Genomic DNA, 25,360 nt, shown 5'->3' on the forward strand with positions numbered 1-25,360 from the left:
AAGGCCCCTTTTGTTATTGCTGTTTAATTTTCTCCAAAAGCCCTTCGTCAAACGCTTTATTCTTGAGCATTTCGATTTCGAACCGATATGGGGGCTTTTTATTCTTTTTATCTTCTCCTACATAAGGCGTTTCAAGGATTTTTGGAATATCTGCAAGCTGGTCGTGATGAACGACATATTGAAGTGCATCAAAGCCGATTTCCCCAAAACCGATGTTTTCATGACGGTCTTTTTTTGCACCTTTTACATTTTTGCTGTCGTTGATATGAAGCACTTTTAAACGGTCAATCCCGATGATTTTATCAAATTCGTTTAACACGCCGTCAAAATCTGAAACCACATCATAGCCTGCATCATGGGTATGGCACGTATCAAAGCAGACGGACAAATGTTCATTGTGAGTGACGCCGTCGATGATTTGTGCAAGCTCTTCAAATGTCCGGCCGCATTCCGAACCTTTGCCCGCCATCGTTTCCAGGGCGATTTGCACACCCTGGTCCGGGTCTATGACTTCGTTCAGCCCTTCGATGATTTTTTTTATGCCTGTTTCAGCTCCTGCGCCTACGTGAGCTCCTGGGTGAAGGACGATTTGTTTAGCGCCAATTGCCGCCGTCCTTGCAATTTCAGAACGGAGAAAATCAACGCCGAGCTCGAATGTAGCCGGGTTTGTCGTATTGGCGATATTGATGATATACGGCGCATGAACGACGATTTCAGAAATGCCGTGCTCTTCCATGTGAGCCCGTCCCGCTTCAATATTCAAATCCTCTATTTTTTTTCTGCGCGTGTTTTGCGGCGCCCCGGTGTAGATCATGAACGTGTTGGCGCCGTAAGAGCTTGCTTCCCGGCTGGCGGCAAGCAGCATATGTTTTCCGCTCATTGAGACGTGTGAACCGATTTTCAACAAAACTGTTTCCCCTACTTTCCTTTTCTGAATTGTTTTCTTTTTTCCTGTCTTTTTATTTTATTGATTTCTGTTTTCATTTTTTTCTTATAGCCCGGCTTGACTTTCTTCGGTTTTTTCACAAGCCGTTTGGCGACTTCATCCGTCTCATCAGGCGTTCGCTTGCGATTTTGACGGCGCTTGCGGTCGTCGATCTTTTTCCACTCGCCTTTTTCAATCCGCATGTTTTCAAACACAATTCCCATCTGTTCAAGTTTTGCGAGTGCATCTTCATCAGATGTATCATAAAGCGTCATCGCCGTTCCCGATGACCCTGCGCGCGCTGTGCGGCCGACGCGGTGCACGTAAAAGTCAAGGTCCTCCGGCAGCTCATAGTTAATGACATGGCTGACGCCTTTAATGTCGATGCCTCTTGCCGCCAAGTCAGTGGCAATGATGTAGGTGAACTCAAGGTCGCCGATTTGCTTCATGACTTTTTTGCGTTCTCTCGGGGTAAGGCCGCCGTGAAGAAGCCCCACTTTCATCCCCTTTTCGGCCAGAGAGGCGGCGATGTCGTCAGCCGTTGTTTTTGTATTGGCAAAAACAATCGCCAAGTATGGATTTAAATGCGTCATAACCTCAAACAAAAGCTGATTTTTATCTCTGTGTCTCGAAGGAATCAAAACATGCTCTATTTTTTCAGCTGTGATATGCATCGGCTCGACGTGCGCATATTTCGGATTGGCCATATACTTTTTCAAGAAAGGCTTCAATTTCTCGGGAATCGTTGCAGAGAACACAAGCATTTGCAGATGATCAGGCATATGTGATCCGATAAAATCAACATCTTCTAAAAAGCCCATATCCAGCATTAAATCCGCTTCATCAATGACGAGCGATTCCGCTTTATGCACGCTCAGCGCCTGCTCTCTGACCAAATCGGCGATCCTTCCCGGCGTTCCGACTGCAAGATGAGGCTGTGTTTTTAATTTATCGATCGATTTTTGCTTATCCGTTCCGCCGATAAAACATTTTGAGCGAATCGCTTCATCAGGGCCTAAAAACTTGGTGATTTTCAGCACTTCCTGATGAATCTGATTTGCGAGCTCTCTTGTCGGAGCCGTAATCACGGCTTGAACGAACTCTTTTTTGGGATCGATCCTGCTTAAAAGCGGAAGCAGGTAAGCATGGGTTTTCCCTGTCCCTGTCTGCGACTGCCCGATGGCGCTTTCCCCTTTCAGTGCTGACGGGATTAATCTTTTTTGGATATCTGTCGGCTCATAAAACCCTAATTGGTGAACGGCCTCTATGATAAACGGCTTTAGATCATACATTTCGAATTTCGTTTGTTTCATTTTCCCAACTCCTTCTTGGAAACCGCCTGTTTTGAAAGACGCCCCAAGCTTTATCCTATATGGCTGAATTGTGCGCTTATGTATCCTTTTTTATGCCGGACAGCTAAAAAAAGGCTGATATCATGTCCATCATTAAATTATAACTGATTCTGCGGAAAAAAACCATCTTTGCCGCCGAGCTCTGCGGCCCGAGACAAAAGCACTTTGTGCAAGGTCTGCATACCCTATCAAGAGAAGGAGTTTGAAAGGAGGGTACAAGTATGTTTTCACAGCAGCCTATGAGACCCAGACCGCCTGGGCCGCAGAGGCCAAGCAGAACTGTACTGCAGAGAAATCCAGGAATGGGGGTGCGCCAGCCTCACGGACAGCGGCAGGGATTTCAGCCATTTTTGAATCAGATGGGCCAGGCTCAGCAGCAAGCCGGAACCCGCGGAGGCGGGATTCAAGGATTGCTGTCCAAATTTCTGCCCGGCGGATCAGCTGCATCAGGAGGAACAGGAGCCGGCCTCGGAGGAACAGGAAGCGGCCTTGGGGGAATACAGGGGCTCGCCAACCCTGCTTCACTATCAAGCTTGCTCGGCAATGTGCAAAAAGCGCTGGGAGTGGCCCAGCAAGTGACCCCGATGATTCAGCAATACGGCCCGCTCGTCCGCAATCTGCCGGGAATGGTGAAAATGTTTAGACAGCTGAATTCTGAAGACAGTGAAACGGAGGATCATGAAAAGGAAAAAGACGAACCGGAAGTGAAAGCAGAAACCAGTAAAAAGCAAGAGGAAAAAAAGGAGTCCGCAAAACCGGAAAAAGACAGTCTTCAAACATCCGGCCGCTCTGCGCCTTCGCCTAAACAAAGAAAAACCGGAGGATCAAAACCTAAACTGTATATATAACATTCTTTGATATCTCCTCCTGGATCAGATATAATGAGGTCTAAGAGACTGCAACAATATAAGGGAGCCGTTTTTTACGGCTTTTTATCATGCCCGGCTCTTACTTCTTTTTAGGAGGACTAAAGGATGGACGTAATTAAAATTTCGCCGCGCGGGTATTGCTATGGGGTCGTTGATGCCATGGTCATCGCTAAAAACGCGGCTCTTGATAAAAGTCTGCCAAGACCTATATATATTTTAGGAATGATCGTTCATAACAAACATGTCACAGATGCATTTGAAAAAGAGGGCATCTATACGCTTGACGGTCCAAACCGGCTTGACATTTTGAATAAGGTTGACAAAGGAACCGTTATTTTTACCGCTCACGGTGTATCTCCAGAAGTCCGCAAAGCGGCTGAAGAGAAGGGGCTCGTCGCCATTGACGCCACCTGCCCTGATGTAACGAAAACACATGACTTAATCCGGAAAATGAAGGCGGAAGGCTACCACATCATCTATATCGGAAAGAAAGGGCATCCTGAACCCGAAGGCGCCGTAGGCGTCGCCCCTGATATCGTTCATCTTGTCGAAACCGTGGAAGATGTGGAGCGCCTGGAGGTTGAATCAGACAAACTGATCGTCACAAACCAGACAACGATGTCTCAATGGGATGTCTATGATATTATGGAAATGGTAAAAGAAAAGTACCCGCACGTCGAATTTCACCAGGAAATCTGCCTGGCAACCCAAGTTCGGCAAGAAGCGGTGTCTGAACAGGCGAAAAAAGCCGATTTGACGATCGTCGTCGGCGATCCGAAAAGCAATAACTCCAATCGCCTCGCACAAGTCTCTGAAGAAATTGCCGGGACGAAAGCATATCGGATCGGGGATTTAAGCGAATTAAAACTGGAATGGCTTGAAGGTGTTGAGACGGTGGCTGTGACAGCCGGAGCGTCGACACCGACGCCGATTACAAAAGAAGTCATACGCTTTTTAGAGCAGTTTGACCATGATGATCCATCCACATGGAGCATCGGTCATCATGTTCCGCTGCAAAAAATACTTCCTAAAGTAAAAACAAAAACCTGAAGCCGCTGATCAGCTTCAGGTTTTCTTTTTATATAAACGCAAACGGGTTTGTATTGGTTTCCGAAGGGAAAATCGCAACATCGTACTTTTTCTTTTCACACATTGCCGACAGTTTTTTTGTAACCCCGTCTTTCATGATCTGTTCGGCATAATGCCCCGGATCCACGACATTCAGGCCGATCATCATGGCATCATGCGCGGTATGGAAATAAAGGTCACCTGTCACATACACATCGGCTCCCATTCTTTTCGCCTGGTGGATATATTTATTCCCATCTCCGCCTAGCACGGCGACTTTTTTCACTTTTGCATCATGCTTTCCGACCATCCGGGCTCCATTCGCCTGAAGCTTTTCCTTTACATGGCGGGCAAATTCTTGAAGCGTCATTTCTTCTTGCAGTTCACCGATCCGTCCGAGCCCTTTTTGAAGCGGAGTCTGCTCGACCGGAAAGATGTCAAAGGCGACTTCTTCATACGGATGAGCCTTCTTCATCGCTTTTATAACGGCTTTTTCGATGCCTGAAGGGTAGACGGTCTCAACCCTTACCTCCTCAACCCGCTCAAGCTTGCCCGACTCGCCGATAAACGGGTCAGCTTCCTCGAGCGGACGGAAGCTGCCGACTCCTTCTGCGGAAAAGGCACAGTGGCTGTATGCGCCGATATGACCTGCTCCGGCATCGCCAAGCGCCGTCCGCACCTGTTCCTCATAATCTGTCGGAACATAGACGGCAAGCTTCTTGAGAGGCTCTTCATAGGTTGGAACCAGCACTTTTGTTTCCTTTAAACCCAATGCTTCTGCAAGCATGTCATTGACGCCGCCGTCGGCAACATCCAGATTCGTATGAGCCGCATAAACCGCAATATCATGTTTGATGCATTTTTCGATCAGCCTCCCGCCCGGCTGATCTGTGATGACATGTTTCAGCGGCCTGAAAACCGGAGGGTGATGGGCGATGATCAAGTCAACGTTCTTCTCAATCGCTTCATCCACTGTTTCTTCAAGCACATCAAGTGTGACCATGACATTTTTGATTTTTTTGTTGAGCGTGCCGATTTGCAGGCCGATTTTATCCCCTTCAACGGCAAAAGATTTTGGTGAAAATTGTTCAAACAATTGAATGATCTCATTTCCGTTTATCGATTTAACCACGATCGAGAACCTCCTTCAGCTGTTTCATGCGTTTTAGAATGTCTTCCTGTTTCTGTTGATTTTCTGCTGACGGAGCCGCATTTTCCAGGCCTCGGTAAATTCCTTCCAAATGATGAAGCTCCCTTGACCATTTCTTAATAAAAACGGCGTTTTTTTCTTTGGACAGAAACGGTCCTGTTAACATGCCAATCTCAAAATCGATTCCCTTATACGGACGGTCTTTGTCGCCCGGTGAAGCGGCAAGGACTTCGTAAAATTTGCCGTCCTCTTCAAGAATCTCTTCATCTAACAGTTCATAGTTCTCTTTGTAGAGCCATTCCCTGATGTGATAAGCATGTATATTGGGCTGCAGGATCAGACGCCTAACCCCTTCCAGCTTGTCCTTTCCTTTTTCCAGAATATCGGCGATCAAGGCTCCGCCCATTCCTGCAATCGTAATCGCATCCGCTTCACCGCATTTGACCACTTCAAGGCCGTCGCCTTTCCGCACCGATATGAGTTCGGACAGCTCGAGCCGTTCCACTTGATTTTTGGCAGAATTGAACGGGCCGTCTGTAATTTCGCCGGCGATCGCCCGCTTGGCCAATCCATTTAAAAGGGCATAGCAAGGCAAATAGGCATGATCTGATCCGATATCAGCCAGCACCGCATGTTCAGGTATGTATTTTGCCACCGTCTCAAGTCTTTTTGACAACTTTAATTCATTCACTAAACCATCACTACTTTTCTATATTCATTTTATCCCTTACCATCATATTAAAAAATTGCTTATTTTCCAAGCGCCTATACCTGCACAAAAAAAGTCCTTTTGAATAAAGGACTTTTTGCTGCTATTTAATTTCGGAAACCCATTTGGCCATATCATCAAGCTTCTCTTGCGGGACAAGGCCGGCCGGCATTCCGTTTCCGCCTTTTTCAATCTTTTCTTTAATTGCTCCTGTATCCATGCGGTCCCCGACTCCTTGCAGTTTAGGACCTGATACCCCTTCATAATTTTCACCGTGACAGGATACACAGCTCGCCTTATAAATTTCTTCAGGCGAGGCATCCGCTTTGTCTTCTTGAGCGGTCTTGTTCCCTTCGCCGGCAATTTCTTTTTCATCATACAGCCCTTTAATAGATAGGATAAAAACCAGGCCTATTCCCATAATGGCAATTAACAAAAATGGTATCAATGGATTGCGGTTCATTTTACATCCCCCTTTTTAATTTACCCCAGCCCCTTATGTAAACAATTCTAATTCTACTTTAATTTTACAAAAAGTAAACCGGTTATGAAACAAAAGCTGATGAAGTTCACATTTTAGACAAAATGATGAATGAGGAAGCTGATTGTTTGATTTGCCATCTGAAATCCATTTTTTGAATACGGTTACAACAATCATTATAAAGGGCTTTTCCTATGATCTCAAGGTTATAATGTCTTAAAATAGACTTTTGGATATTTGCAAAATCGAAAGAAATTAAGTAAAATATAATCGAGTTTACCAATAATAGCGCTTTCATACAAAAGAAAGGCAGTCAGGCAATAAAAAAGAACGGATCTTGTGACCCGTTCAAATTTATTCGAGAAAATCTTTCAAGCGTTTGCTTCTGCTTGGATGTCTTAATTTACGAAGTGCTTTAGCTTCTATTTGACGAATTCGTTCTCTTGTTACCCCAAACACTTTACCAACTTCTTCTAATGTTCTTGTCCGTCCATCATCAAGACCAAAGCGAAGGCGCAATACGTTTTCTTCGCGGTCTGTCAGTGTATCAAGCACATCTTCAAGCTGTTCTTTCAGCAATTCATATGCTGCATGATCTGACGGTGAAGTCGCTTCCTGATCTTCAATGAAGTCTCCAAGATGTGAATCATCTTCTTCTCCGATCGGAGTTTCGAGTGATACTGGTTCCTGGGCAATCTTTAAGATTTCACGAACCTTTTCCGGTGTCAGATCCATGTCTTCTGCAATTTCTTCAGGCGTTGGTTCGCGGCCGAGATCCTGAAGAAGCTGTCTCTGAACACGGATCAGTTTATTGATGGTTTCAACCATGTGCACAGGAATCCTGATTGTTCTCGCCTGGTCAGCGATCGCTCTTGTAATCGCCTGTCTGATCCACCATGTGGCATATGTGCTGAACTTGTATCCTTTACGGTAGTCAAACTTTTCAACCGCCTTCATCAGACCCATGTTTCCTTCCTGAATGAGGTCTAAGAAAAGCATGCCGCGGCCGACATACCGTTTTGCGATGCTGACGACGAGCCTTAGGTTGGCTTCAGCCAGACGCCGCTTTGATTCCTCGTCGCCTTCCTCAATCTTTTTCGCGTATTCAATTTCTTCTTTAGCAGACAAAAGGTTTACCCGTCCGATTTCCTTCAAGTACATCCGGACAGGATCGTTTATCTTAACGCCCGGGGGCACGCTTAAATCATTCAGGTCAAATTCTTCTTCGGCCTTGGCCAGCTGTTGAATATTAGGATCCTCGTTTTCTTCGTTCTCACTAATTAATTCAACACCTTGCTCTCCTAAAAATTCATAATACTCATCCATTTGGTCTGATTCGATCTCGAAACTGGACATGCGCTCAGCAATTTCTTCATATGTGAGCACCCCACGTTTTTTTCCGGCCTCTGTCAATTGGTCCCTGACCTGTTCAAACGTGAATTCAGTTTCAGTCTCTGGTGCTTGTTTATCAGCCATTCATGGATCCCTCCTTCCAAAACTTACAGACGAATTCTAAAAAGCGTTTCGCTTTATTTTGTTCCTATTTCACGGTTAAAGCCTTATTTCTAATCTAGAGCTTAACGTAAAGCAAATCATAAATTGACAATATGTGATTAGGATTCGCAGCTTTTGCTCCTCCTTAAGGATTCATTGCCAAAAGCTTTTCCTATTATATATAACGGTTTATTTTAGCGAACGGTTCAACTTTATAATTTCCTGAGCCAAGGTTGCCGCCCTGATGAAGTCTTTTTGCCTTTCAGCTTCGGCTCTTGCAGCTTCTTTTTCTTTTATCATTGACCAATTTCGATGATTCAACACTTTTTTTACATAATCAGATAATTCTGCTTCGCCCAATTCCTCATTGACCTGAAGCATTAAAATATCCGTCAGAAGCTGGCTTAACTCCTGATCCTCGATTCTTTTGAAGAGCTGCTGGATGGAAATTTCAGCTCCCTCTTCATACATGGCATACAAATAAGCGACTACAGCGCGATGCTGATCAAGATTGAATTCAAAGCCCACCCGATCCAAAACCTTTCGGATGACATCCCGGTCATGAATCATGTGAGCGATCAGCATTCGTTCCGCATTCTCATGGGCCGGCCGAAGCCCTGTTCTTTTTCGCGGGGAACGCGAGACGGCCGCGCGTCTTTCTTTTGATTCCTGGCGGCTGCTTTCCTTGCTGCGGCCGGCAGCCTGCTTTTCAAAAACAGAAAGCTGATCCTTCAGGGAATCGAATGAGATTGAAAATTCATTTGCAAGCTGTTTGATGTATATTTCCTGCTCCAAAGGCCCGCTGAGAAGGCTGACTTCCTTGAGTACATCATTGATGTAGGCTAGACGGTCTCCTTCATCTGACAGATTTCTGCCCTTGCGAAAATAATGCATTTTAAACGTCATCAAGGTTACACTGGCCCCTATGACATCCTGCTTAAACTTTTCGCTGCCGAATTTTTTGATGTAGTCATCGGGATCCAATCCGTCAGGTATCATGGCAACCTTGATAGTGCAGCCTTTTTTCTGAAGAACGTCAGCTGCTTTAAGCGTAGCTTCGTAACCTGCCTGATCCGAATCGTAGCAAAGGATGACTTCACCGACATTTCGCCTGATGATTTTTGCATGCTCTTCAGTCAGCGATGTTCCCATCGTCGCAATCGATTCTTTTACGCCGGAACGGACGGCGGAAATGACATCTGCAAATCCTTCAAAAAGGACAGCCCTTTCTTCTTTTCGAATATGAAGGCGGGCCTGATGGAAATGATAGAGCAGCCTGCTTTTGCGAAAAAGAGGTGTTTCCGGACTGTTCATATATTTCGGATGCTCACCTGTGAAAGTCCGCCCGGAAAATGCGACTGTTTTGCCGTGGTGGTCATGAATCGGAAACATAATCCGGTTTCGAAAACGGTCAAAATATCCATCCCCGTTTTCGCGCCTGATGATGAGCCCTGCTCTTTCCATCAGTTCGGCATCAAAACCTCTCCGTTCCAAAAATTTTGTTATGAAATCCCATGAATCAAGAGCGCATCCGATTTCAAACTGCTCGATTTGCTCCATCTTAAAGCCTCTCTCGAGCAAATAATCCAGCGCTTCCTGTCCTTCCTTTGTATTGACCAGCAAATGGTGGTAAAATTTCTTTAACAGCTCATGAGCCTCCGCCATTTTCTGTTCATCTGAGCTGCCCGCACTGTTTGCTGAAACAGCAGTTACCTGATCCGGCAGATCTATGTGGTATTTGTCCGCCAAGTGAGACACTGCTTCAGTGAATGAATAACCTTCCATTTGTCTTAAAAATGAAAAGACATTTCCTCCGGCTCCGCACCCGAAGCAATGAAAAATCTGTTTTTCTCCAGAAACGGAAAAAGATGGTGTATTTTCACCATGAAATGGACAAAGTCCAAAATAATTACGCCCCTGTTTTCTTAACTGGACGTACTCTCCAATAACTTCAACGATATCAGCTGATTTCTGAACTTGTTCCACAATTTCATCTGGTATACGATTGCCCATGTTCCAACACTCCGTCGTACATAATTCGCTGCTTTAGCACGTAAATCCTTCATTTTTCGACAAGATTTTTTGCAGCTCTTTGACAAATCGCTCCCGGTCTTCTTTGACCAGTTTTTTTGGGCCTTTTGTGTAATGTCCGCTTCTTCTCAGTTTTTGTGAGATGTGACGGCGGAAAAGAGCAAGGTCGATGGAATTCTCTTCGAAAAGAAATCCTCTCTCCGACATCACAAAGACCTTTTTGCCAAGCAAGAGTGATGCCAGCCCGATATCTTGTGTGACGACTAAATCGCCGGGGCGAACATGATTGGCTATATACAGATCCGCAGCTTCTTTATGCGGGTCGACATATTTCCAATTCTCTTCTTCTTTCCTTGTGACTTGAAAATGTTCGAATGAGGCCACAAAAATTACATTCACTCGGAAGTCCGCCGCTACTTTCAGCACTTCATCTTTCACAGGGCATGCGTCTGCATCGACAAAAATCGTCCTTTCTTTTTCAAGAAGACTAATTCTCCATCCCTCCATCAATCTCCTGCTATAAATACAGGCAAAATCACACAGATTTCAAAATAATCGCTCTATAAGAATTTGTCGAAAGTTTTTTTCTTGAAATTCTTGACACGATACCCATAATAGTTTATTCGTTCTGTACTAAGCTTAAACCTAAAAGTTAATTATTTTATCACAATTTTTTATTATAATACAAATGGGTCAAAGATGCTATCATTTTCACTTTTCCCAAAACCGTCAAAGCAAAAACCCAGGATGTGGTGTCCTGAGTTTTATTCTTTAGACCCTTTTTGTCATCATGTTATGAATAATGTTGGCTGTTTCCTCCACCGCTTTATTTGATACATCTACGACATCGCAGCCGATCCGGCCCACAATTTTTTCGAAGTATTCAAGCTCTTCTTTGATGCGGTTAATGTTCGCATAAATCGCTTTATCATTGAGTCCAAGCGATTTCAGGCGCTCCTTGCGGATATGATTCAGCTTATCAGGGCTGATTTTCAATCCGATGCATTTGGCCGGATCAACGGTAAAGAGCTCTTCAGGAGGATCCACTTCCGGAACGATCGGCACGTTTGCCACCTTTAAGCGTTTATGCGCCAAATATTGTGATAAAGGGGTTTTGGACGTTCTTGACACTCCGATCAGCACGATATCCGCTTTCAATATCCCCCGCGGATCTCTGCCGTCGTCATATTTTACGGCAAATTCAATCGCCTCTACCTTTTTAAAATAATCCTCATCAAGCTGGCGAACGCGGCCCGGCTCATATTTTGCGCTGAAACCGTACACCGACTCCATTTTTTCGATCAATGGACCGATAATATCGTAATACACGACGTTTGCTTTCTCAGCTTCGGCAATTAAAAACTCGCGAATCTCCGGCACAACGAGCGTAAAGCAGATGATGCCGCCGTCCGCTTCAGCCAGAGAAATCACTTCTCTGATTGTTCCGCGGTCTTCCACGTAAGGAATACGCCTGATATTGGTCTGTTCAGATGAACCGTTAAATTGACTGATGGCCGCCTTGACAACCAGCTCGGCGGTCTCGCCGACAGAGTCGGATACAACATAAATCGTCCGATTGCTCATGATATCCCCCCATTTGTTGTTCACACTACATGATTTCATTTTCGGATAAGCCGACAAGGATTTTCGTCATGTTTGTTTTGGTGATTCTTCCCACCACTTCAAAGCCTTTTTCTGTATCCTTTACAACGGGCAGTGCATCAATTTGTTTTTCAATCAGCATTTTGGCAATGTCCAAAATAAAATCATCACGCCTGCATAAAGTAATGTTCGGCATTCTCGTCATAATAATATGGACGGGTATAGAAGGGAGCTCCTGTTTGCCGATGCTTGCTCTGAGCAAGTCTTTTCGTGAAAGTACACCGACTAAGATGGCATTATCATCAACGACAAAAAGCGTTCCTACGTCCTCTAAGAACATCGTGCAGATCGCATCATAGACGGAAACATTTTCATGAATCACCACCGGGATTGACTGAAAGTCTTTCACCTGCAGCTTTTTAAGCTTGTCGGCCAAGAGCTGTGTGCCTGTCTTTCCTGTGTAAAAATATCCGACCCTCGGCCTCGCTTCCAAAAAGCCTGACATCGTCAAAATCGCCAAGTCCGGGCGAAGGGTTGCTCTTGTCAGATTCAGTTTCTCGGCTATATGCTCTCCGGTAATCGGTCCGTTTTCTTTGACAATCTGCAAAATATGCTCCTGACGTTTATTTAGTTCGATCGTACTCACCACCTTTAAGCCAAAGCTTACAATTCGTGCAATATGTATAAAAGTCGATAACATATTATAACGCATATGAAGGCTAAAATAACAGCCATTATATTTGAATTCTATGAAAAAGACAGGCACATTTTGACAAGCTTGTGAAAGAGAGCTCCTGTTTTACAAAAAGACGATTGCCAGCCTGCCAGCAACCGTCTTCTGCCGTTTATTTTACAATGATGGCATTTATGTTTGCAAAAGATCGGATCAGCTCCGCCAAACTTGCCATTTGCGCCAGGCGGTTTTCTTTTAATCTTTCATCTTCGGCATGTACCATCGTATGATCGAAATAAGCTTCGATCGGCTCTTTCAGTTTAGAAAGCTCACGGAAGGCGCCTTCATAATCTTTTGCTTCATAAAGAGCGGTGATTTGCTGTTTGCTTTCTCCATAAGCTTTAAAGAGCTCTTTTTCTTGAGGGTTTTCAAACAGGGACTCATCAATGGCGCCCGTCCCGCTTTTCTTGCTGATGGAAATCACCCTTGCGAGCGCTTCGGCCGTTTCTTTAAATTCCGGCCCGCCTGCCGCTGCCTTCAGCACAGCCGCTTTTTTAAGCGCTGAGTATGGCTCAAGACCGGTGCTTTCAAGCACGGCGTCCACAACGTCATAGCGGATGTTTTCTGCTGTCAGCACATATTTGAGGCGCTGTTTAAAGAAATCAAGCAGCTCGCTGTGTTCTCCCTGTTCTGCAAAAGAAGCCAGTTTTTCAAACGAAATGCCCCAATTTCGGTCGAGCAGGATTTGAACGATTCCGCTCGCCTGCCGCCTTAATCCGTACGGGTCTTGAGATCCTGTCGGAATCACCCCGATGCTGAAAAATGAAGCAACGGTGTCGAGTTTATCAGCTAAAGCGACAACAGCGCCGACAACTGAAGAAGGTGTCTCCCCGCCGGCTTGTCTCGGCATATAATGCTCGTTGACCGCGAGTGCCACTTCTTCTTTTTCACCGCGCATCCGCGCATACTTTTCGCCCATGATGCCTTGCAGCTCAGGAAACTCGTAAACCATTTGGGTGACAAGATCGAATTTGGAAATGTGTGAAGCGCGCTTAATCAGCCCGGCCGTTTCTTCATCTGCGCTGATTTCTCGCGCGATGCGTTCGGCAATGGCAGCTGACCGCCTTACTTTGTCCCCAAGTGAACCGAGCTCCTCGTGGAAGACGATCTTTTCAAGTTTTTTCACATTTTCATCAATATCCAGTTTTTGATCTTCTTTATAGAAGAAGGCGGCATCTGAAAGCCTTGCTCTCAATACCTTTTCGTTTCCTCTCGCAACGTTTTGCAGAGCGTGGTCATTTCCATTGCGCACCGTCACAAAGTAAGGGAGCAGACTGCCGCTTTCATCTTTGACAGGGAAGTAGCGCTGATGCTCTTTCATCGTCGTCACGAGAACTTCTTCAGGGATTGAAAGAAACGCCTCTTCAAATGCTCCAAACAGAACGGTTGGATATTCAACAAGATTGTTGACTTCCTCCAATAAACCTTCATCTCTCGGAATACTCCATGACTTTTCTGCGGCCAATTCGTCCAGCTGTTTTGTAATCAGCTGTTTCCGTTTTTCTGGATCAGCTATGACAAACTCGCTTTCCAGTTTTGCTTCGTACTCTGAAGGGGCGCTTAACTCAGCCGCTTTTCCGAGGAAGCGATGCCCCTGTGTCACCCGGCCGGTTTCGACATCGGCGACAGAAAAAGGAATAACTTCGCTGCCGAAAAGGGCAGCAATCCATTTAATCGGCCTGATATATTTAAGATCTTCACTGCCCCAGCGCATATTTTTCGGGAAGTGGAGGCTTGCCACCAAATCGCGAAGCTCGGGAAGCAATGTCACCGTATCCTGGCCTTTCTGGAATTTCTGTACAAACACATACTCTGTTCCTTTAACATCTTTAAAATATAAATCTTCCGGATTTGCTCCTTGTCCCCGTGAGAAGCCGATCGCTGCTTTCGTCCATTCGCCGTTTTCATCAAGGGCGATTTTTTTGGCAGGTCCTTTCGCTTCTTCTTTCACATCGTCCTGTTTTTCTGCTGCGTTTTTAACAAGGACGGCCAGCCTTCTCGGTGAGTTAAAAAGTCTGACTTCACCGTAGGCGATATTTTTGTCTTTCAGCCAGCCTTCAAGCTTATCTCCCAATTGAGTCATGCTGTCGAGCATGAAACGCGCCGGCATTTCTTCTAATCCGATTTCTAAAAGCAAATCTTTATTACTCATGAGAAGCCTCTTCCTCCTTCAGCATTGGAAAGCCCAACTTTTCGCGTTCATTGTAGTACGTTTTGGCTACTTTTCTGGCCAGATTTCTGACCCTTCCGATGTATCCTGTCCTTTCCGTAACAGAAATGGCTCCTTTGGCATCAAGCAAGTTGAACGTGTGGGAACACTTCAGGACATAATCATAGGCTGGGTGAACGAGTCCCTGATCCATTTGACGGTTGGCTTCTTTCTCGTATGTGGCAAACAATTCGAACAGCATCTCTACATCAGACGTCTCAAACGTATAAACAGAATGCTCATATTCAGCCATCATAAACAGGTCTCTGATCGTATAGCCGCTGGTCCATTCCAGATCGAAGACGTTTTCTTTGTCCTGAATATATGAGGCCAGGCGCTCAATGCCATATGTGATTTCAACGGAAACCGGTTTGCATTCAAGCCCGCCGACCTGCTGAAAATAAGTGAACTGAGTGATTTCCATGCCGTCAAGCCATACTTCCCAGCCAAGTCCGGCACAGCCGAGCGAAGGGTTTTCCCAGTTGTCTTCAACAAAGCGGATATCGTGCTCCAAAGGGTCGATTCCGAGCGCTTTTAATGAATCTAAATACAGCTCTTGAATGTTATCCGGAGACGGTTTGATGATGACCTGGAACTGATGGTGCTGATAAAGCCTGTTTGGGTTCTCTCCGTATCTGCCGTCAGCAGGACGCCTTGACGGCTCAACATAAGCGACCTTCCACGGCTCTGGCCCGAGGCTCCGTAAAAATGTATAGGGGCTCATCGTTCCAGCTCCCTTTTCCACATCGTAAGACTGCAAAAGTACACAGCCTTCATGAGACCAATGCTTTTGCAGTGTAAGAATCATATCTTGAATATTCAAATGAAGCACCTCCACAAAACGTGTTTTTTCAGATTTTACATTTCCGCATAGGGCTGTGTTTGGGCAGAAAAAAAACTCCCGTCCCTATGCTTGTTTTCTCACAAACATAGGGACGAGAGTTCTCCCGCGGTTCCACCCTAATTGCTGAGATCCTACATCTCTCAGCCTCTTTTTTTAAAGCTGCTCATGGAATGCCTTTCATTACGCTCTCATCCCCGGCTTTCACCATTCCGAGGTCGCTTCAATGAGGCGGCGCAACTACTTCTTTCCGTCACCGCAACGTCTTTATTGAATCTAAAAAGCGGGCAAGCCCGCGATCTTTATGACATGATCTTATAAAAAGATGAAGAGGATGTCAACTTTTGTTTTCTTTACCGAGCATTTTTTTCATATTGTCCATTTGCTCGATGAAGCGCCGCGACTTTAGAAAAATCCCGGAGTACTCATCATAATAAAGCTGGATGACCTTTTTCAGCTCTTCCTTTGTCTCCTGTTTGACCGATACATTCCCAAGCCTTGACAGATCAAAATAAAAAAACAGCCTCAAGAGCCTTGCGGAAGCAGGAGACATTGGTACTCTGTACGGATCTTTCGCAAAACAGCGGTGGCAGATAAAGCCGTTGTCCCTGATTGAAAAATGAAATGTGCCATCTTTGCTTTTGCAGTGTACACATTCGTTCAATTCCGGGTACAGGCCGATGACGCTGAGCATTTTGACTTCGATGAGATTGGTGATGATGTCGGGATCTGTACCGTCGTTCAGCCTCCTCATCGACTGAAGAAGCAGTTCGAATAAAAACGGATTCGGTTTCTTTTCCTCAGTTCCTTTATCGATTAATTCTGCGATATATGCCGCGTGCGCTGTTAAAAACAGATCTTCCCGGATCGTCCGCATGCTATCGATCATCTCTCCCTGCTCCAAAGTTCCAAGGCCTGATGATTTCCGGAATAAAAACGAACCGTAGAGAAACGGCTGGGAAATGGCCGACAAGCGGCTGTTCGGTTTTTTTGCGCCCCTTGCCAGCACGCCGATTTTTCCATGTTCCCTGGTCAATAATGTGATGATTTTATTTGATTCACCGTAGTCATTTGTACGAAGGACGATACCTTCACATTTCGTTAGCATATGTGCACCATCCAAAATTGGAGGGGTCAAGCGTTATCACAAAATTGGAAAGTCAACTTGCGCTAGCTCTTTCTCAAGTGCTTCGGGTCTTTCCAGGTTCTCCTTTTCCAATTCTTTAAAAAGGAGGTACGTATCAACGTTTCCTGTTTGTGAAAATACATTCCAAGTAAAATTCAACATAAAAAGCCCCACCTTTCTGTTTATAACTAGCTTTTTAAACATCCAAATTCTTAAGATTATCTTGACCTTGTGTCCTCCATTTCATGTTAAACAATTTTTTCTAATATCGCTTTGATTTCGAGAGATTTTGTAACGACTCAACCACGGTCAAGTTCTGCCGGTTAATACTCGTCTTCTCTAAATCCAAAATCACGAAGCTGAGACATCTTGTTGCGCCAGTCTTTTTGCACTTTGACCCATAGTTCTAAATAAACTGATGAGCCGAGCAAAGCTTCGATATCGGCCCTTGCCCGTTTGCCGATTTCTTTGAGCAGGCTGCCCCTTTTACCGATGACAATGCCTTTTTGCGAATCGCGTTCAACGACAATGGTCGCACTGACATGAACAGAACCGTTTTCCCGTTCTTTGATGGAATCGATGCTGACCGCAATGCTGTGAGGGATCTCTTCCCTTGTCAGATGCAGCACTTTTTCCCGAATCAGCTCAGAAATGATAAAACGCTCTGGATGATCGGTTACCTGGTCACTCGGGTAAAACTGCGGACCTTCCGGCAAATATTCTTCTATTTGCTTTAGAAGAGTGTCAATATTGTTTCCCTCAAGAGCGGAAATCGGGATGATTTCTTTAAACGGGTACCTGGTTCTGTATTCATCAATGAGCAGAAGCAGTTGATCAGGATGAATCTGATCGATTTTATTGACGATTAAGAAAACCGGGGTGTTCAATCCTTTCAAGCGGTCGATAATAAACTCGTCGCCTTTTCCGTAGCCTTCCGCCGCATTGATCATGAACAAAATCAAGTCGACTTCTTTTAACGTGTTCTGCGCGACTTTCATCATGAAGTCGCCAAGTTTGTGCTTTGGTTTATGAATGCCCGGCGTATCGATAAAAATCGTTTGGGATGTGCCGGTTGTCAATACGCCCTGCACTTTGTTTCTTGTCGTTTGCGGTTTATCGCTCATAATGGCGATTTTTTGGCCGATCACGCGATTCAAAAAAGTAGATTTTCCTACGTTTGGTCGTCCGATAATGGACACAAATCCTGATTTAAAGCTTTCCTGTGTCATGTAAATCCTCCGATGAAAATGCTCCTGGCAGTAATTCTTGAACGGTCATTTCTTTCACTTGCCCATTCAGGTTCGTTAAAACAACAGGCATGTTTTGTGAACAAAGTTCAGAAATCACCTGTCTGCACGCTCCGCACGGTGACACGGGGCCTGGCGTATCAGCGGCAACGGCGAGCATTTTAAAGGCTTTTTCGCCTTCAGAGCAAGCCTTGAATAATGCTGTCCGCTCGGCGCAATTGCACAGGCTGTATGAAGCATTCTCAATGTTGCAGCCCCTGTACACTTTACCTTCCTCTGTCAGGAGAGCAGCTCCGACTTTGAATTTTGAATACGGAACATATGCGAATTCCCTTGCTTTTAACGCTTCTGCAATCAATTCTTGTTTATTCAATATCTGTATCCCTTCCTATAGCGGCTATGATACCGCTAACACTTTTATTTTACATAAAAATGGCTGTTATTTCACGCCCAAATCGCAAATGTAAAATTTTTGTAAGAATCTTTTGCCAGGGGCGGGAAGTATTGGTCAAAATAATTTTGACAAAAAGATGAGTAACCCAATGATACACGAAACAGCGGCAAACACGCAAACCGCACCTGCTGCTGCATCTTTTGCGGCTTTTGCCAGCGGATGGCTCTCTTTTGTGATGAGGTCGACAGCGTGTTCAACGGCAGTGTTCATCAACTCCAATGCGAACATTCCGCCGATGAGGATAAAAATGACGGCCCATTCCAAAACAGTCAGCCTAAAGATGAAGCCGCAACTGATCACAATGATTGCGGCTCCGGTGTGAATTTGAAAGTTGCGCTCGGAAATGAACGTCTTGAAAATTCCAGTAAAGGCGTGTGAAAAGCTTTTTTTGAGCCGGCGCCATTCTGTTTGTTTATGAGGATCTTGAGAGCCCATATCGATTTAAAAGTTCCTTTTGCTTAGTGAACATTTCTTTCTCTTCTTTCTCTGTCATATGATCATATCCGAGCAGATGCAAGAAGCCGTGAACCGTCAGGAACCCCAATTCTCTCATCAATGAATGTCCGTACTCTTCAGCCTGTTCTTTCGCTTTATCCGCACTGATGATAATATCGCCGAGAACGGTCGGCATATCAGCGCCGATGATCTCAACTTCTCCTTCGCCGTCTTCCTCAAGAGCAAATGAGATGACATCGGTCGGATAATCTTTTCCCCGGTATTCTTTATTGATTTTCTGTATTTCCTCATTCGTCACGATCGTAACGGATACTTCCGCCTGATCGGCGACATTTTCTTCTTTTGCAGCAAATTGAAGGAGCTTTTCCATTTCAGCAAGCTGTTCATCTGAAAGGCGCCCTGTCTCATCTGCGATATCAAGTATTAAACTCATGAATGTCTCACCTTCTGTTTTGGATTAGCCTCCGGATATTCGATCCGGGAATGAAAAATGCCTTTTAACGTTTCGCAAAGCGTCTTGGCTATCAAATTGAGTTCCTTTAGCGTCAGATCGCATTCGTCAAACTGTCCGTCCTGAAGTTTATCAGAAATGATGCCGCGCACAAGCTTTTCAATCCTTTCCGGATTCGGGTTGTGCATCGACCTGACGGCTGCTTCCACGCTGTCTGCCACCGAAATGATCGCCGCTTCTTTTGACTGCGGCTTAGGCCCCGGATAGCGGAACTCTTCTTCTGTCGTCTGATCTCCTTTTTCCTTCGCCTTATAGTAGAAAAACTTCAGCAGAGACGTGCCGTGATGCTGTTCGGCGATATCGACCAGCTCTTTCGGCATTTTATGGTCTCTGAGCATGTCCGCCCCGTCTGTCGCATGAGCAATGATAATGTTTTTGCTTAGCTGCGGAGACAGTTTGTCATGCGGGTTGTCAATGTTCATTTGGTTTTCGATAAAATATTGGGGCCGCTTCGTCTTTCCGATATCATGATAATATGCACCGACCCTTGCCAGCAATCCGTTTGCACCGACCGCTTCACACGCCGCCTCCGACAAATTGGCGACCATGACGCTGTGATGGTAAGTGCCGGGTGTCTCCGTCAGGATTTTGCGGAGCAGCGGATGATTCGGATTTGAGAGCTCGAGAAGCTTCATCGTCGATAGAATACCGAACCCGCTTTCAAAAAACGGCATAAAGCCGAGCACAAGAACGGAAGACCCGATGCCTGAAACAGCTCCCATGATGAGATATGTGCCCATCTCCAGACCGGATTGGGCCGTATTTTGAATCATCTGCAGGGTAAACATAACAACAATGTTGACAAACGAAACAAACAGTCCCGCCTGAAGGATCTTTGCCCTCGCGTTATGCTTTCCTAAAAACAGTATACCCGCAATCGAACTAATTAAGAAATACGTTCCGATCGCGTAATTAAACGTGCCTGTAACCCCTTGATTAAACATCATGCTTCCGCAGATGGAAAACATCATGCTCGCCAGAATCGCCAGCCGTTCGTTAATTAAAAGCTTTATCAGCATGACGCCCATCGCGATTGGCACAATGTATCCGATATGGCTGAATTCGAGCTCCTGAAACAGGCTGATCACTTCCATCACGATTAATACCATCGCCGTTACCAATGAAAACAGCATCAGCGATTTGTTCTTCGGAAGCCGGTTGTTATACTGTTTTTCAAAATAGTAAACCAAAGCTGAGATGAAAAGCCCGATCAAAAGCAGCAGTCCACCGACCGGCTTAAATATATTGGCTCCGCTTAAAAGCCCTGTCAATTCAAGCTTACGGTATACTTCCCTGTCAATCAGCTGGTTTTCCTCAACAAGAATCTGCCCCTGCTTAATCTGGATCTGCTGAATGCTGTCCGCCGCTTCTTGACGCTTCTGCTCCGTTTTGTCAGGGTCATAAACATAATTGGGGATAATGGCGAATCGTCCGATTTCATTGGCGGCATTCTTTAATTTGGATGGGACGGAGTTGCCTTTGAGCTCTTTTGTGACATTCTCTTTTGCTTGATCAAGTTTTCCGGCGGGAATTTCTTCGCTCATGACATCATTGACAGCCGTAATGACCGAATCCTGCGTCATGGAAAGCTCTCCATCGCTTGCCCCCAACAGGTTTTTGACCGAGTCTTGTGAGAGCGAGTCCGTCACATCGGAAGTCAGCTTGCCTTCCACAGATTTGATCTGCTCTTTTTCAGATTCCTTTGTACTCTCTTTCTTCACTTCTTTGATGATGTCAAATATAGAAGATACCAGATCAACCCTGTTGTCGGAATACTCTTTTTTAAGGGTGTACTGATCAGGCACCTCCTCCCTTGCTTCCTGCTTTTTAGCGGCTGTCGCCTTTTGATCTTCGACCGTTGCCGGCGCATAAATTGTATTTTCACTGATTGAAAATAAATCAAGATCAAGCGATTCTGGTTTGACATGAAAAAAAAGCAGGATAAACATCAGCGCGGATATGGCTGCATAAAGAACGACAGGGAGAAACCGGACGTTTTTCATCCGGATGAGCCCATTCTTTCCGTCTCTTTTTTTCTTCTTCAAAAAAAGCACCTCTTTTCGGCGGGAAACTAAAAAATGACCCGATAGCGGGTGATCGGGTCATTCCAGTTATTTTGTCTTTTCGTATGCTTCAATGATTCGGGCGACAAGCGGATGTCTGACCACATCTGTCTGATCCAATTCAACGAATGAAATCCCTTCAATATCAAGGAGCATGCTTTTTGCGACGGCAAGTCCTGATGTGACTCCCTTCGGCAGATCGATCTGCGTAATGTCGCCTGTAATGACCATTTTAGAGCCAAAACCCAATCTAGTTAAAAACATTTTCATTTGTGCCGGTGTTGTATTTTGCGCTTCGTCCAAAATCACAAAAGCGTCATCAAGCGTCCTCCCTCTCATATAGGCAAGCGGCGCGATTTCGATGGTTCCTCTTTCAAGGAGCCTCGCTGTATGATCCGTACCGAGCACATCGTGGAGGGCGTCATACAAAGGCCTTAAATAAGGGTCGACTTTTTCTTTTAGATCCCCCGGCAAAAAACCGAGACTTTCTCCTGCTTCAACAGCTGGTCTCGTCAAAATAATTCTTTTAATGCGTCCGTTTTTCAGTTCATGAACGGCTTTTACGACCGCCAAGTAGGTTTTTCCAGTTCCTGCAGGGCCGATGCCAAAGATTAAATCATGCCTTTTCATAGCGTTGATATATTCTCTTTGGCCGATCGTTTTGACCCTGATCGGCTTTCCTTTGGCATTCTTCGTGATTTCCTCTTCATACATGCTTTCAAAAAACTCAAGCTTACGTTTTTTCGCCATTTTAATCGCGTATATGACGTCCCGTTCAGATATCTCAATTCCTTTGCGTATCAGATTCAAGAGGGAAGCGAGCAGACTGTCCACGATTTGAAATGTATCCTCGTCACCCGTCACATATACTGTTTCACCCCGTGTGACAATCGAGATGCCCAGCTCTTCCTCCATCATCTTCAGATGTAAATCCTGATTTCCAAACAGCGCCTGAGCTTCATTCGGACTTTCCAGTTGCTGATTAATCGCAAGTAAATGTTCTGTCATTCTTTAGTCTCCTGAACAATTGGTGTTGTTTGAACAATGTCTTCAATAACCTGGTAAAGGATGATCAATTTAACTTTACCATTCTCGCTCGTTTCGTGCAAAACTTTTTCACTGATAATGTCCCCATCTTCGCCGATTTTTTTCCGGACGTCTCTTTTTCCCATTTTGATCCCTTCCTGGACCGCTTCTTCTTTTGTATATACCCTTTTGACCTGCTCGCTTTCTCTCGTCGATTCCTTTTCATAAGCGATGGGGAGTTTAAAATTCATAAAATGAAACGTATGTTTTTCCACTTCCGTTTTTGGACGCGAAAACTCTTCTTTTTTGAAAGAAAATCCCCAGAAAGGCACGGAAAGAGAGCCGATGGAGAGCTTGTGCCTTGTCCTTACTTTACCCGTAAAAACATCAAATGATGTCTCAAGCGGAACGGTCACCTTCGATTTGTACCATGTTTCACCGTAGATTTTTCCTTTGGCTCCGACTTTTTGCTGTTCATCCTCGCTTCCGATCAGCCCTGAAACGAGCATCTGGCCTTTTTCGACGTGCTGATTCACCATGACGAGCGGCTCGCCTTTTTCAACAAACATCTTGGAGATGGTCGCCCCTTTTTTGGCGACGATATGCCTCGGACCGATGTATTTTTCTTTGTCAGGCTCATTTTTCTCAACCACTTTCATCTGAAGGGCTGTCCCGTTTAATTCGATGCCTACCCAAGTGATATTTTCAACGTTCTTCGTCAGCGACTGCTGTATTTTCTCGGGGGTCAGCATGGTAAACTGAAAGCGCCCTTTTTTCACACCGATTTGATCCAGCTGCTGTCTGATTTGATGTTCTGTATCTGGATTGGCACCGGAAATCTCAATCTTCCACAGCATATTGGAAAGAATGAACATGATGATGAAAAAGGCTGCAACTCCGAGAGTGAACCCGCTGTTTCGTTTTGATTTCTGCACTGCGAAGGGGAGGCCTTTCCGTTTGACAAAACGGCATTTGCAGTCAAAATCCTTGATGACTCTTCGAAAGGCATGTACATCAGAAAGCAGAATATAAAGAAAGACAGCGTCTTTCTTTTTTTTCACATTGAACATCGGGATGCCGCGCCTTGTGCATTCATTTAATAAACGTTCGATTCCCATTCCCGTTACTTCAAGCTGAATCTTTCCCGAAAAAAAAGAAAGCCATTTATTCTTCACGTCTCTTCCCCCTGACTTATGAATCGATATAGCGAACGAGCTCGATTGTGCCTTCAAGCAAAATTTCCTCAGGCAAAATCGTTTTAATGACAAAGTCTTTGCCTTGAATAATGCATTGCCCCTGTTTCAGCATCAGTCTGACTTCACGATCGCTGAAAAGCAAGAGCCCTCTGTGATTTTCAATATATATGTGAAGTCTCCCTATCATTGTAATTCTCGGAAGATCCATCATGACATCAGGGGGAATTTCCAATGTTCTTGTCAGCCACGCTTTGATGCGGTTTTTTCTTTGCGCCATAAAAAAAGAACCCCCTTTCATCTCATATGTATGAGTGAACAGGGGGTTCTAACACTTTAATTTTTAAGGGCGGCGCCTCATTGTGTCATACGGTTTTCGCGCACGCGGAGGGCCGAATACCTCACCGAGGACAATTCCTTGTACAACGGTGTTTTTATTCATGTCAAGCAGCTCTTTTTTAGGTTTCATCATCTGGCTGCTTTTCTTTTTTATCGACCGTTCAACAGCCGGCATCGACCGCTCAGCATCCGCTTTGATCCTTTCAAGCTCGGTGACCAGGTCATTGCTCTTTTTCATAGCGGCTGGCTGCGGGGCAGCTTTTCCGGCTGTTTGCCGGCGTTTTTCCGGCTGCTTCGGCGCTTGTGTTTTGGGCCGTTCAGATGCTGGTTTGCGATTTTTTTCTTCGCTTTCATCATTTTTTCCTATCTTGTTAAATATGACGGAAATGATTCCGATGATAGCCGCCATTATGATCGGATTGTCGAACAGTATATCAAGCAATGAGCTCCCTCCTTTTTACAGGGGCTTGTTTATTTATGATCCTCTTCATTTTGGTCTTTCGTCATCTTTCCGAAGGAATCGCGCATATCCGTGTCGGCATCGATGTTTTTCATATTGAGGTAGTCCATGACACCGATTTTTCCGCTGCGAAGGGCTTCAGACATGGCAAGCGGAACTTCGGCTTCTGCTTCGACCACTTTGGCGCGCATTTCTTCGACGCGGGCGCGCATTTCCTGCTCTTGGGCGACCGCCATCGCGCGGCGTTCTTCCGCTTTAGCCTGTGCGATGTTTTTATCCGCTTCAGCCTGGTCAGTCTGAAGAATGGCTCCGATGTTTTTGCCGATATCCACGTCAGCGATATCGATCGATAGAATTTCAAACGCCGTCCCTGAATCCAAGCCTTTGCTCAAGACGGTCTGCGAAATCATATCCGGATTTTCAAGCACTTTTTTATGGTTGTGTGACGAACCGATTGTCGAAACAATCCCCTCGCCAACACGGGCGATGATCGTTTCTTCTCCGGCTCCCCCGACAAGGCGGTCAATATTTGCACGAACGGTGATTCTTGCTTTCGCTTTGACTTCGATCCCATCCATCGCAACACCGGCGATAAACGGTGTTTCAATGACCTTAGGGTTAACGCTCATCTGAACCGCTTCCAGAACATCGCGGCCAGCCAAGTCGATTGCCGCACATCTAGCAAAAGTCAGTTCGATGTTTGCACGGTGGGCAGCGATCAGCGCGTTGACAACCCTGTCGACATTACCGCCTGCAAGGTAGTGGCTTTCAAGCTGGTTGATAGAAACATCCAATCCCGCTTTGTGTGCTTTGATCAAAGGATTGACGACACGGTTTGGAATCACTCGGCGAAGCCTCATTCCGATCAGCGTAAAAATGCTGATTTTAACTCCTGCGGCCAAGGCCGAGATCCACAGCATGACTGGAACAAATGTAAAGAAGACAGCTAATAAAATGATCCCGGCTGCAATTAATGCTAAAAGTAATAGAGTTGACGGATCCATAGTATTCCTCCTAAAAA

General features: G+C 45.3%; 26 protein-coding genes. 2 read left to right on the forward strand and 24 right to left on the reverse strand.

Annotation, left to right across the window (positions count from 1 at the left end; genetic code table 11):
* Nucleotides 1-13: 13 nt before the first annotated feature.
* Both RBH91_RS14440 and RBH91_RS14445 read right to left on the reverse strand, forming a co-directional pair.
* The gene (locus tag RBH91_RS14440; RefSeq protein ID WP_307892015.1) at nt 14-907 is read right to left on the reverse strand and encodes a deoxyribonuclease IV; all 894 of its coding nucleotides are present in this window, start codon (nt 905-907) and stop codon (nt 14-16) included.
* 11 nt (nt 908-918) lie between these two features.
* Entirely contained in the window at nt 919-2,238 is a 1,320-nt protein-coding gene (locus RBH91_RS14445) for a DEAD/DEAH box helicase (protein ID WP_076761891.1), read from the reverse strand.
* 260 nt (nt 2,239-2,498) lie between these two features.
* On the opposite strand from RBH91_RS14445, the gene vrrA reads away from it, so the two are divergent.
* Nucleotides 2,499-3,125 carry a VrrA/YqfQ family protein gene (gene vrrA / locus RBH91_RS14450; protein ID WP_307892016.1) on the forward strand — a complete coding sequence of 209 codons (627 nt, stop codon included), beginning with the start codon at nt 2,499-2,501 and terminating at the stop codon, nt 3,123-3,125.
* 126 nt (nt 3,126-3,251) lie between these two features.
* Nucleotides 3,252-4,196 (forward strand): 4-hydroxy-3-methylbut-2-enyl diphosphate reductase, encoded by a 945-nt coding sequence (locus RBH91_RS14455; RefSeq protein WP_076761893.1) that lies wholly within the window; start codon nt 3,252-3,254, stop codon nt 4,194-4,196.
* Between the two features lie 28 nt (nt 4,197-4,224).
* On the opposite strand, the gene RBH91_RS14460 is transcribed toward RBH91_RS14455, so the two are convergent.
* The 22 genes from RBH91_RS14460 to floA all read right to left on the reverse strand — a co-directional run bounded on the left by RBH91_RS14460 (nt 4,225) and on the right by floA (nt 25,343).
* Nucleotides 4,225-5,346 carry a Nif3-like dinuclear metal center hexameric protein gene (locus RBH91_RS14460; RefSeq protein WP_307892017.1) on the reverse strand — a complete coding sequence of 374 codons (1,122 nt, stop codon included), beginning with the start codon at nt 5,344-5,346 and terminating at the stop codon, nt 4,225-4,227.
* Entirely contained in the window at nt 5,339-6,055 is a 717-nt protein-coding gene (locus tag RBH91_RS14465) for a tRNA (adenine(22)-N(1))-methyltransferase (protein ID WP_076761895.1), read from the reverse strand. The genes RBH91_RS14460 and RBH91_RS14465 overlap by 8 nt, the downstream gene beginning before the upstream one ends.
* Nucleotides 6,056-6,176: 121 nt before the next feature.
* Nucleotides 6,177-6,536, reverse strand: coding sequence for a cytochrome c550 (cccA, locus tag RBH91_RS14470; RefSeq protein WP_076761896.1), 360 nt, complete (start codon nt 6,534-6,536; stop codon nt 6,177-6,179).
* 372 nt (nt 6,537-6,908) lie between these two features.
* Nucleotides 6,909-8,030, reverse strand: coding sequence for an RNA polymerase sigma factor RpoD (gene rpoD / locus RBH91_RS14475; protein WP_076761897.1), 1,122 nt, complete (start codon nt 8,028-8,030; stop codon nt 6,909-6,911).
* Between the two features lie 207 nt (nt 8,031-8,237).
* Entirely contained in the window at nt 8,238-10,061 is a 1,824-nt protein-coding gene (dnaG, locus tag RBH91_RS14480) for a DNA primase (RefSeq protein WP_307892018.1), read from the reverse strand.
* 33 nt (nt 10,062-10,094) lie between these two features.
* Nucleotides 10,095-10,586 carry a YaiI/YqxD family protein gene (locus RBH91_RS14485; RefSeq protein ID WP_076761899.1) on the reverse strand — a complete coding sequence of 164 codons (492 nt, stop codon included), beginning with the start codon at nt 10,584-10,586 and terminating at the stop codon, nt 10,095-10,097.
* Nucleotides 10,587-10,850: 264 nt separating this feature from the next.
* A complete protein-coding gene (locus RBH91_RS14490; protein WP_076761900.1) occupies nt 10,851-11,663 on the reverse strand; it encodes a pyruvate, water dikinase regulatory protein in 813 nt (270 codons plus the stop codon).
* Nucleotides 11,664-11,688: 25 nt separating this feature from the next.
* Nucleotides 11,689-12,327: a transcriptional regulator CcpN gene (locus RBH91_RS14495; RefSeq protein ID WP_307892019.1), complete on the reverse strand. Its 639-nt coding sequence runs from the start codon at nt 12,325-12,327 to the stop codon at nt 11,689-11,691.
* A 199-nt stretch (nt 12,328-12,526) separates the two neighbouring features.
* Entirely contained in the window at nt 12,527-14,566 is a 2,040-nt protein-coding gene (gene glyS, locus RBH91_RS14500; RefSeq protein ID WP_307892020.1) for a glycine--tRNA ligase subunit beta, read from the reverse strand.
* Entirely contained in the window at nt 14,559-15,446 is an 888-nt protein-coding gene (gene glyQ, locus RBH91_RS14505; RefSeq protein WP_307892021.1) for a glycine--tRNA ligase subunit alpha, read from the reverse strand. Before glyQ ends, glyS begins: the two co-directional genes overlap by 8 nt.
* A gap of 355 nt (nt 15,447-15,801) precedes the next feature.
* Nucleotides 15,802-16,572 carry a DNA repair protein RecO gene (gene recO, locus RBH91_RS14510; protein ID WP_076761903.1) on the reverse strand — a complete coding sequence of 257 codons (771 nt, stop codon included), beginning with the start codon at nt 16,570-16,572 and terminating at the stop codon, nt 15,802-15,804.
* Nucleotides 16,573-16,608: 36 nt separating this feature from the next.
* The gene (locus tag RBH91_RS14515; protein ID WP_148957280.1) at nt 16,609-16,752 is read right to left on the reverse strand and encodes a YqzL family protein; all 144 of its coding nucleotides are present in this window, start codon (nt 16,750-16,752) and stop codon (nt 16,609-16,611) included.
* A 161-nt stretch (nt 16,753-16,913) separates the two neighbouring features.
* Complete coding sequence (gene era, locus RBH91_RS14520) at nt 16,914-17,819, reverse strand: GTPase Era (protein WP_307892022.1); 906 nt, start codon at nt 17,817-17,819, stop codon at nt 16,914-16,916.
* Entirely contained in the window at nt 17,800-18,210 is a 411-nt protein-coding gene (locus RBH91_RS14525; protein ID WP_307892023.1) for a cytidine deaminase, read from the reverse strand. The genes era and RBH91_RS14525 overlap by 20 nt, the downstream gene beginning before the upstream one ends.
* Before the next feature lie 135 nt (nt 18,211-18,345).
* Nucleotides 18,346-18,726, reverse strand: a complete 381-nt coding sequence (locus tag RBH91_RS14530) for a diacylglycerol kinase family protein (RefSeq protein WP_076761906.1) — start codon at nt 18,724-18,726, stop codon at nt 18,346-18,348.
* The gene (ybeY, locus tag RBH91_RS14535) at nt 18,704-19,180 is read right to left on the reverse strand and encodes an rRNA maturation RNase YbeY (RefSeq protein WP_307892024.1); all 477 of its coding nucleotides are present in this window, start codon (nt 19,178-19,180) and stop codon (nt 18,704-18,706) included. The genes RBH91_RS14530 and ybeY overlap by 23 nt, the downstream gene beginning before the upstream one ends.
* On the reverse strand, nt 19,177-21,261 hold the full coding sequence (locus tag RBH91_RS14540; protein WP_307894758.1) for an HD family phosphohydrolase: 2,085 nt from the start codon (nt 21,259-21,261) through the stop codon (nt 19,177-19,179). The genes ybeY and RBH91_RS14540 overlap by 4 nt, the downstream gene beginning before the upstream one ends.
* 108 nt (nt 21,262-21,369) lie before the next feature.
* Nucleotides 21,370-22,329 (reverse strand): PhoH family protein, encoded by a 960-nt coding sequence (locus tag RBH91_RS14545; RefSeq protein ID WP_076761908.1) that lies wholly within the window; start codon nt 22,327-22,329, stop codon nt 21,370-21,372.
* Nucleotides 22,326-23,522 carry a sporulation protein YqfD gene (gene yqfD / locus RBH91_RS14550; RefSeq protein WP_307892025.1) on the reverse strand — a complete coding sequence of 399 codons (1,197 nt, stop codon included), beginning with the start codon at nt 23,520-23,522 and terminating at the stop codon, nt 22,326-22,328. The genes RBH91_RS14545 and yqfD overlap by 4 nt, the downstream gene beginning before the upstream one ends.
* Before the next feature lie 16 nt (nt 23,523-23,538).
* Complete coding sequence (yqfC, locus tag RBH91_RS14555; RefSeq protein ID WP_006637608.1) at nt 23,539-23,820, reverse strand: sporulation protein YqfC; 282 nt, start codon at nt 23,818-23,820, stop codon at nt 23,539-23,541.
* A gap of 63 nt (nt 23,821-23,883) precedes the next feature.
* Nucleotides 23,884-24,321 (reverse strand): YqfB family membrane protein, encoded by a 438-nt coding sequence (locus RBH91_RS14560; RefSeq protein ID WP_076761910.1) that lies wholly within the window; start codon nt 24,319-24,321, stop codon nt 23,884-23,886.
* A gap of 29 nt (nt 24,322-24,350) precedes the next feature.
* Complete coding sequence (gene floA / locus RBH91_RS14565) at nt 24,351-25,343, reverse strand: flotillin-like protein FloA (RefSeq protein WP_076761911.1); 993 nt, start codon at nt 25,341-25,343, stop codon at nt 24,351-24,353.
* Nucleotides 25,344-25,360 lie beyond the last annotated feature (17 nt).

It is taken from the genome of Bacillus swezeyi (assembly GCF_030908325.1).
In the GTDB taxonomy this organism is placed as follows: domain Bacteria; phylum Bacillota; class Bacilli; order Bacillales; family Bacillaceae; genus Bacillus; species Bacillus swezeyi.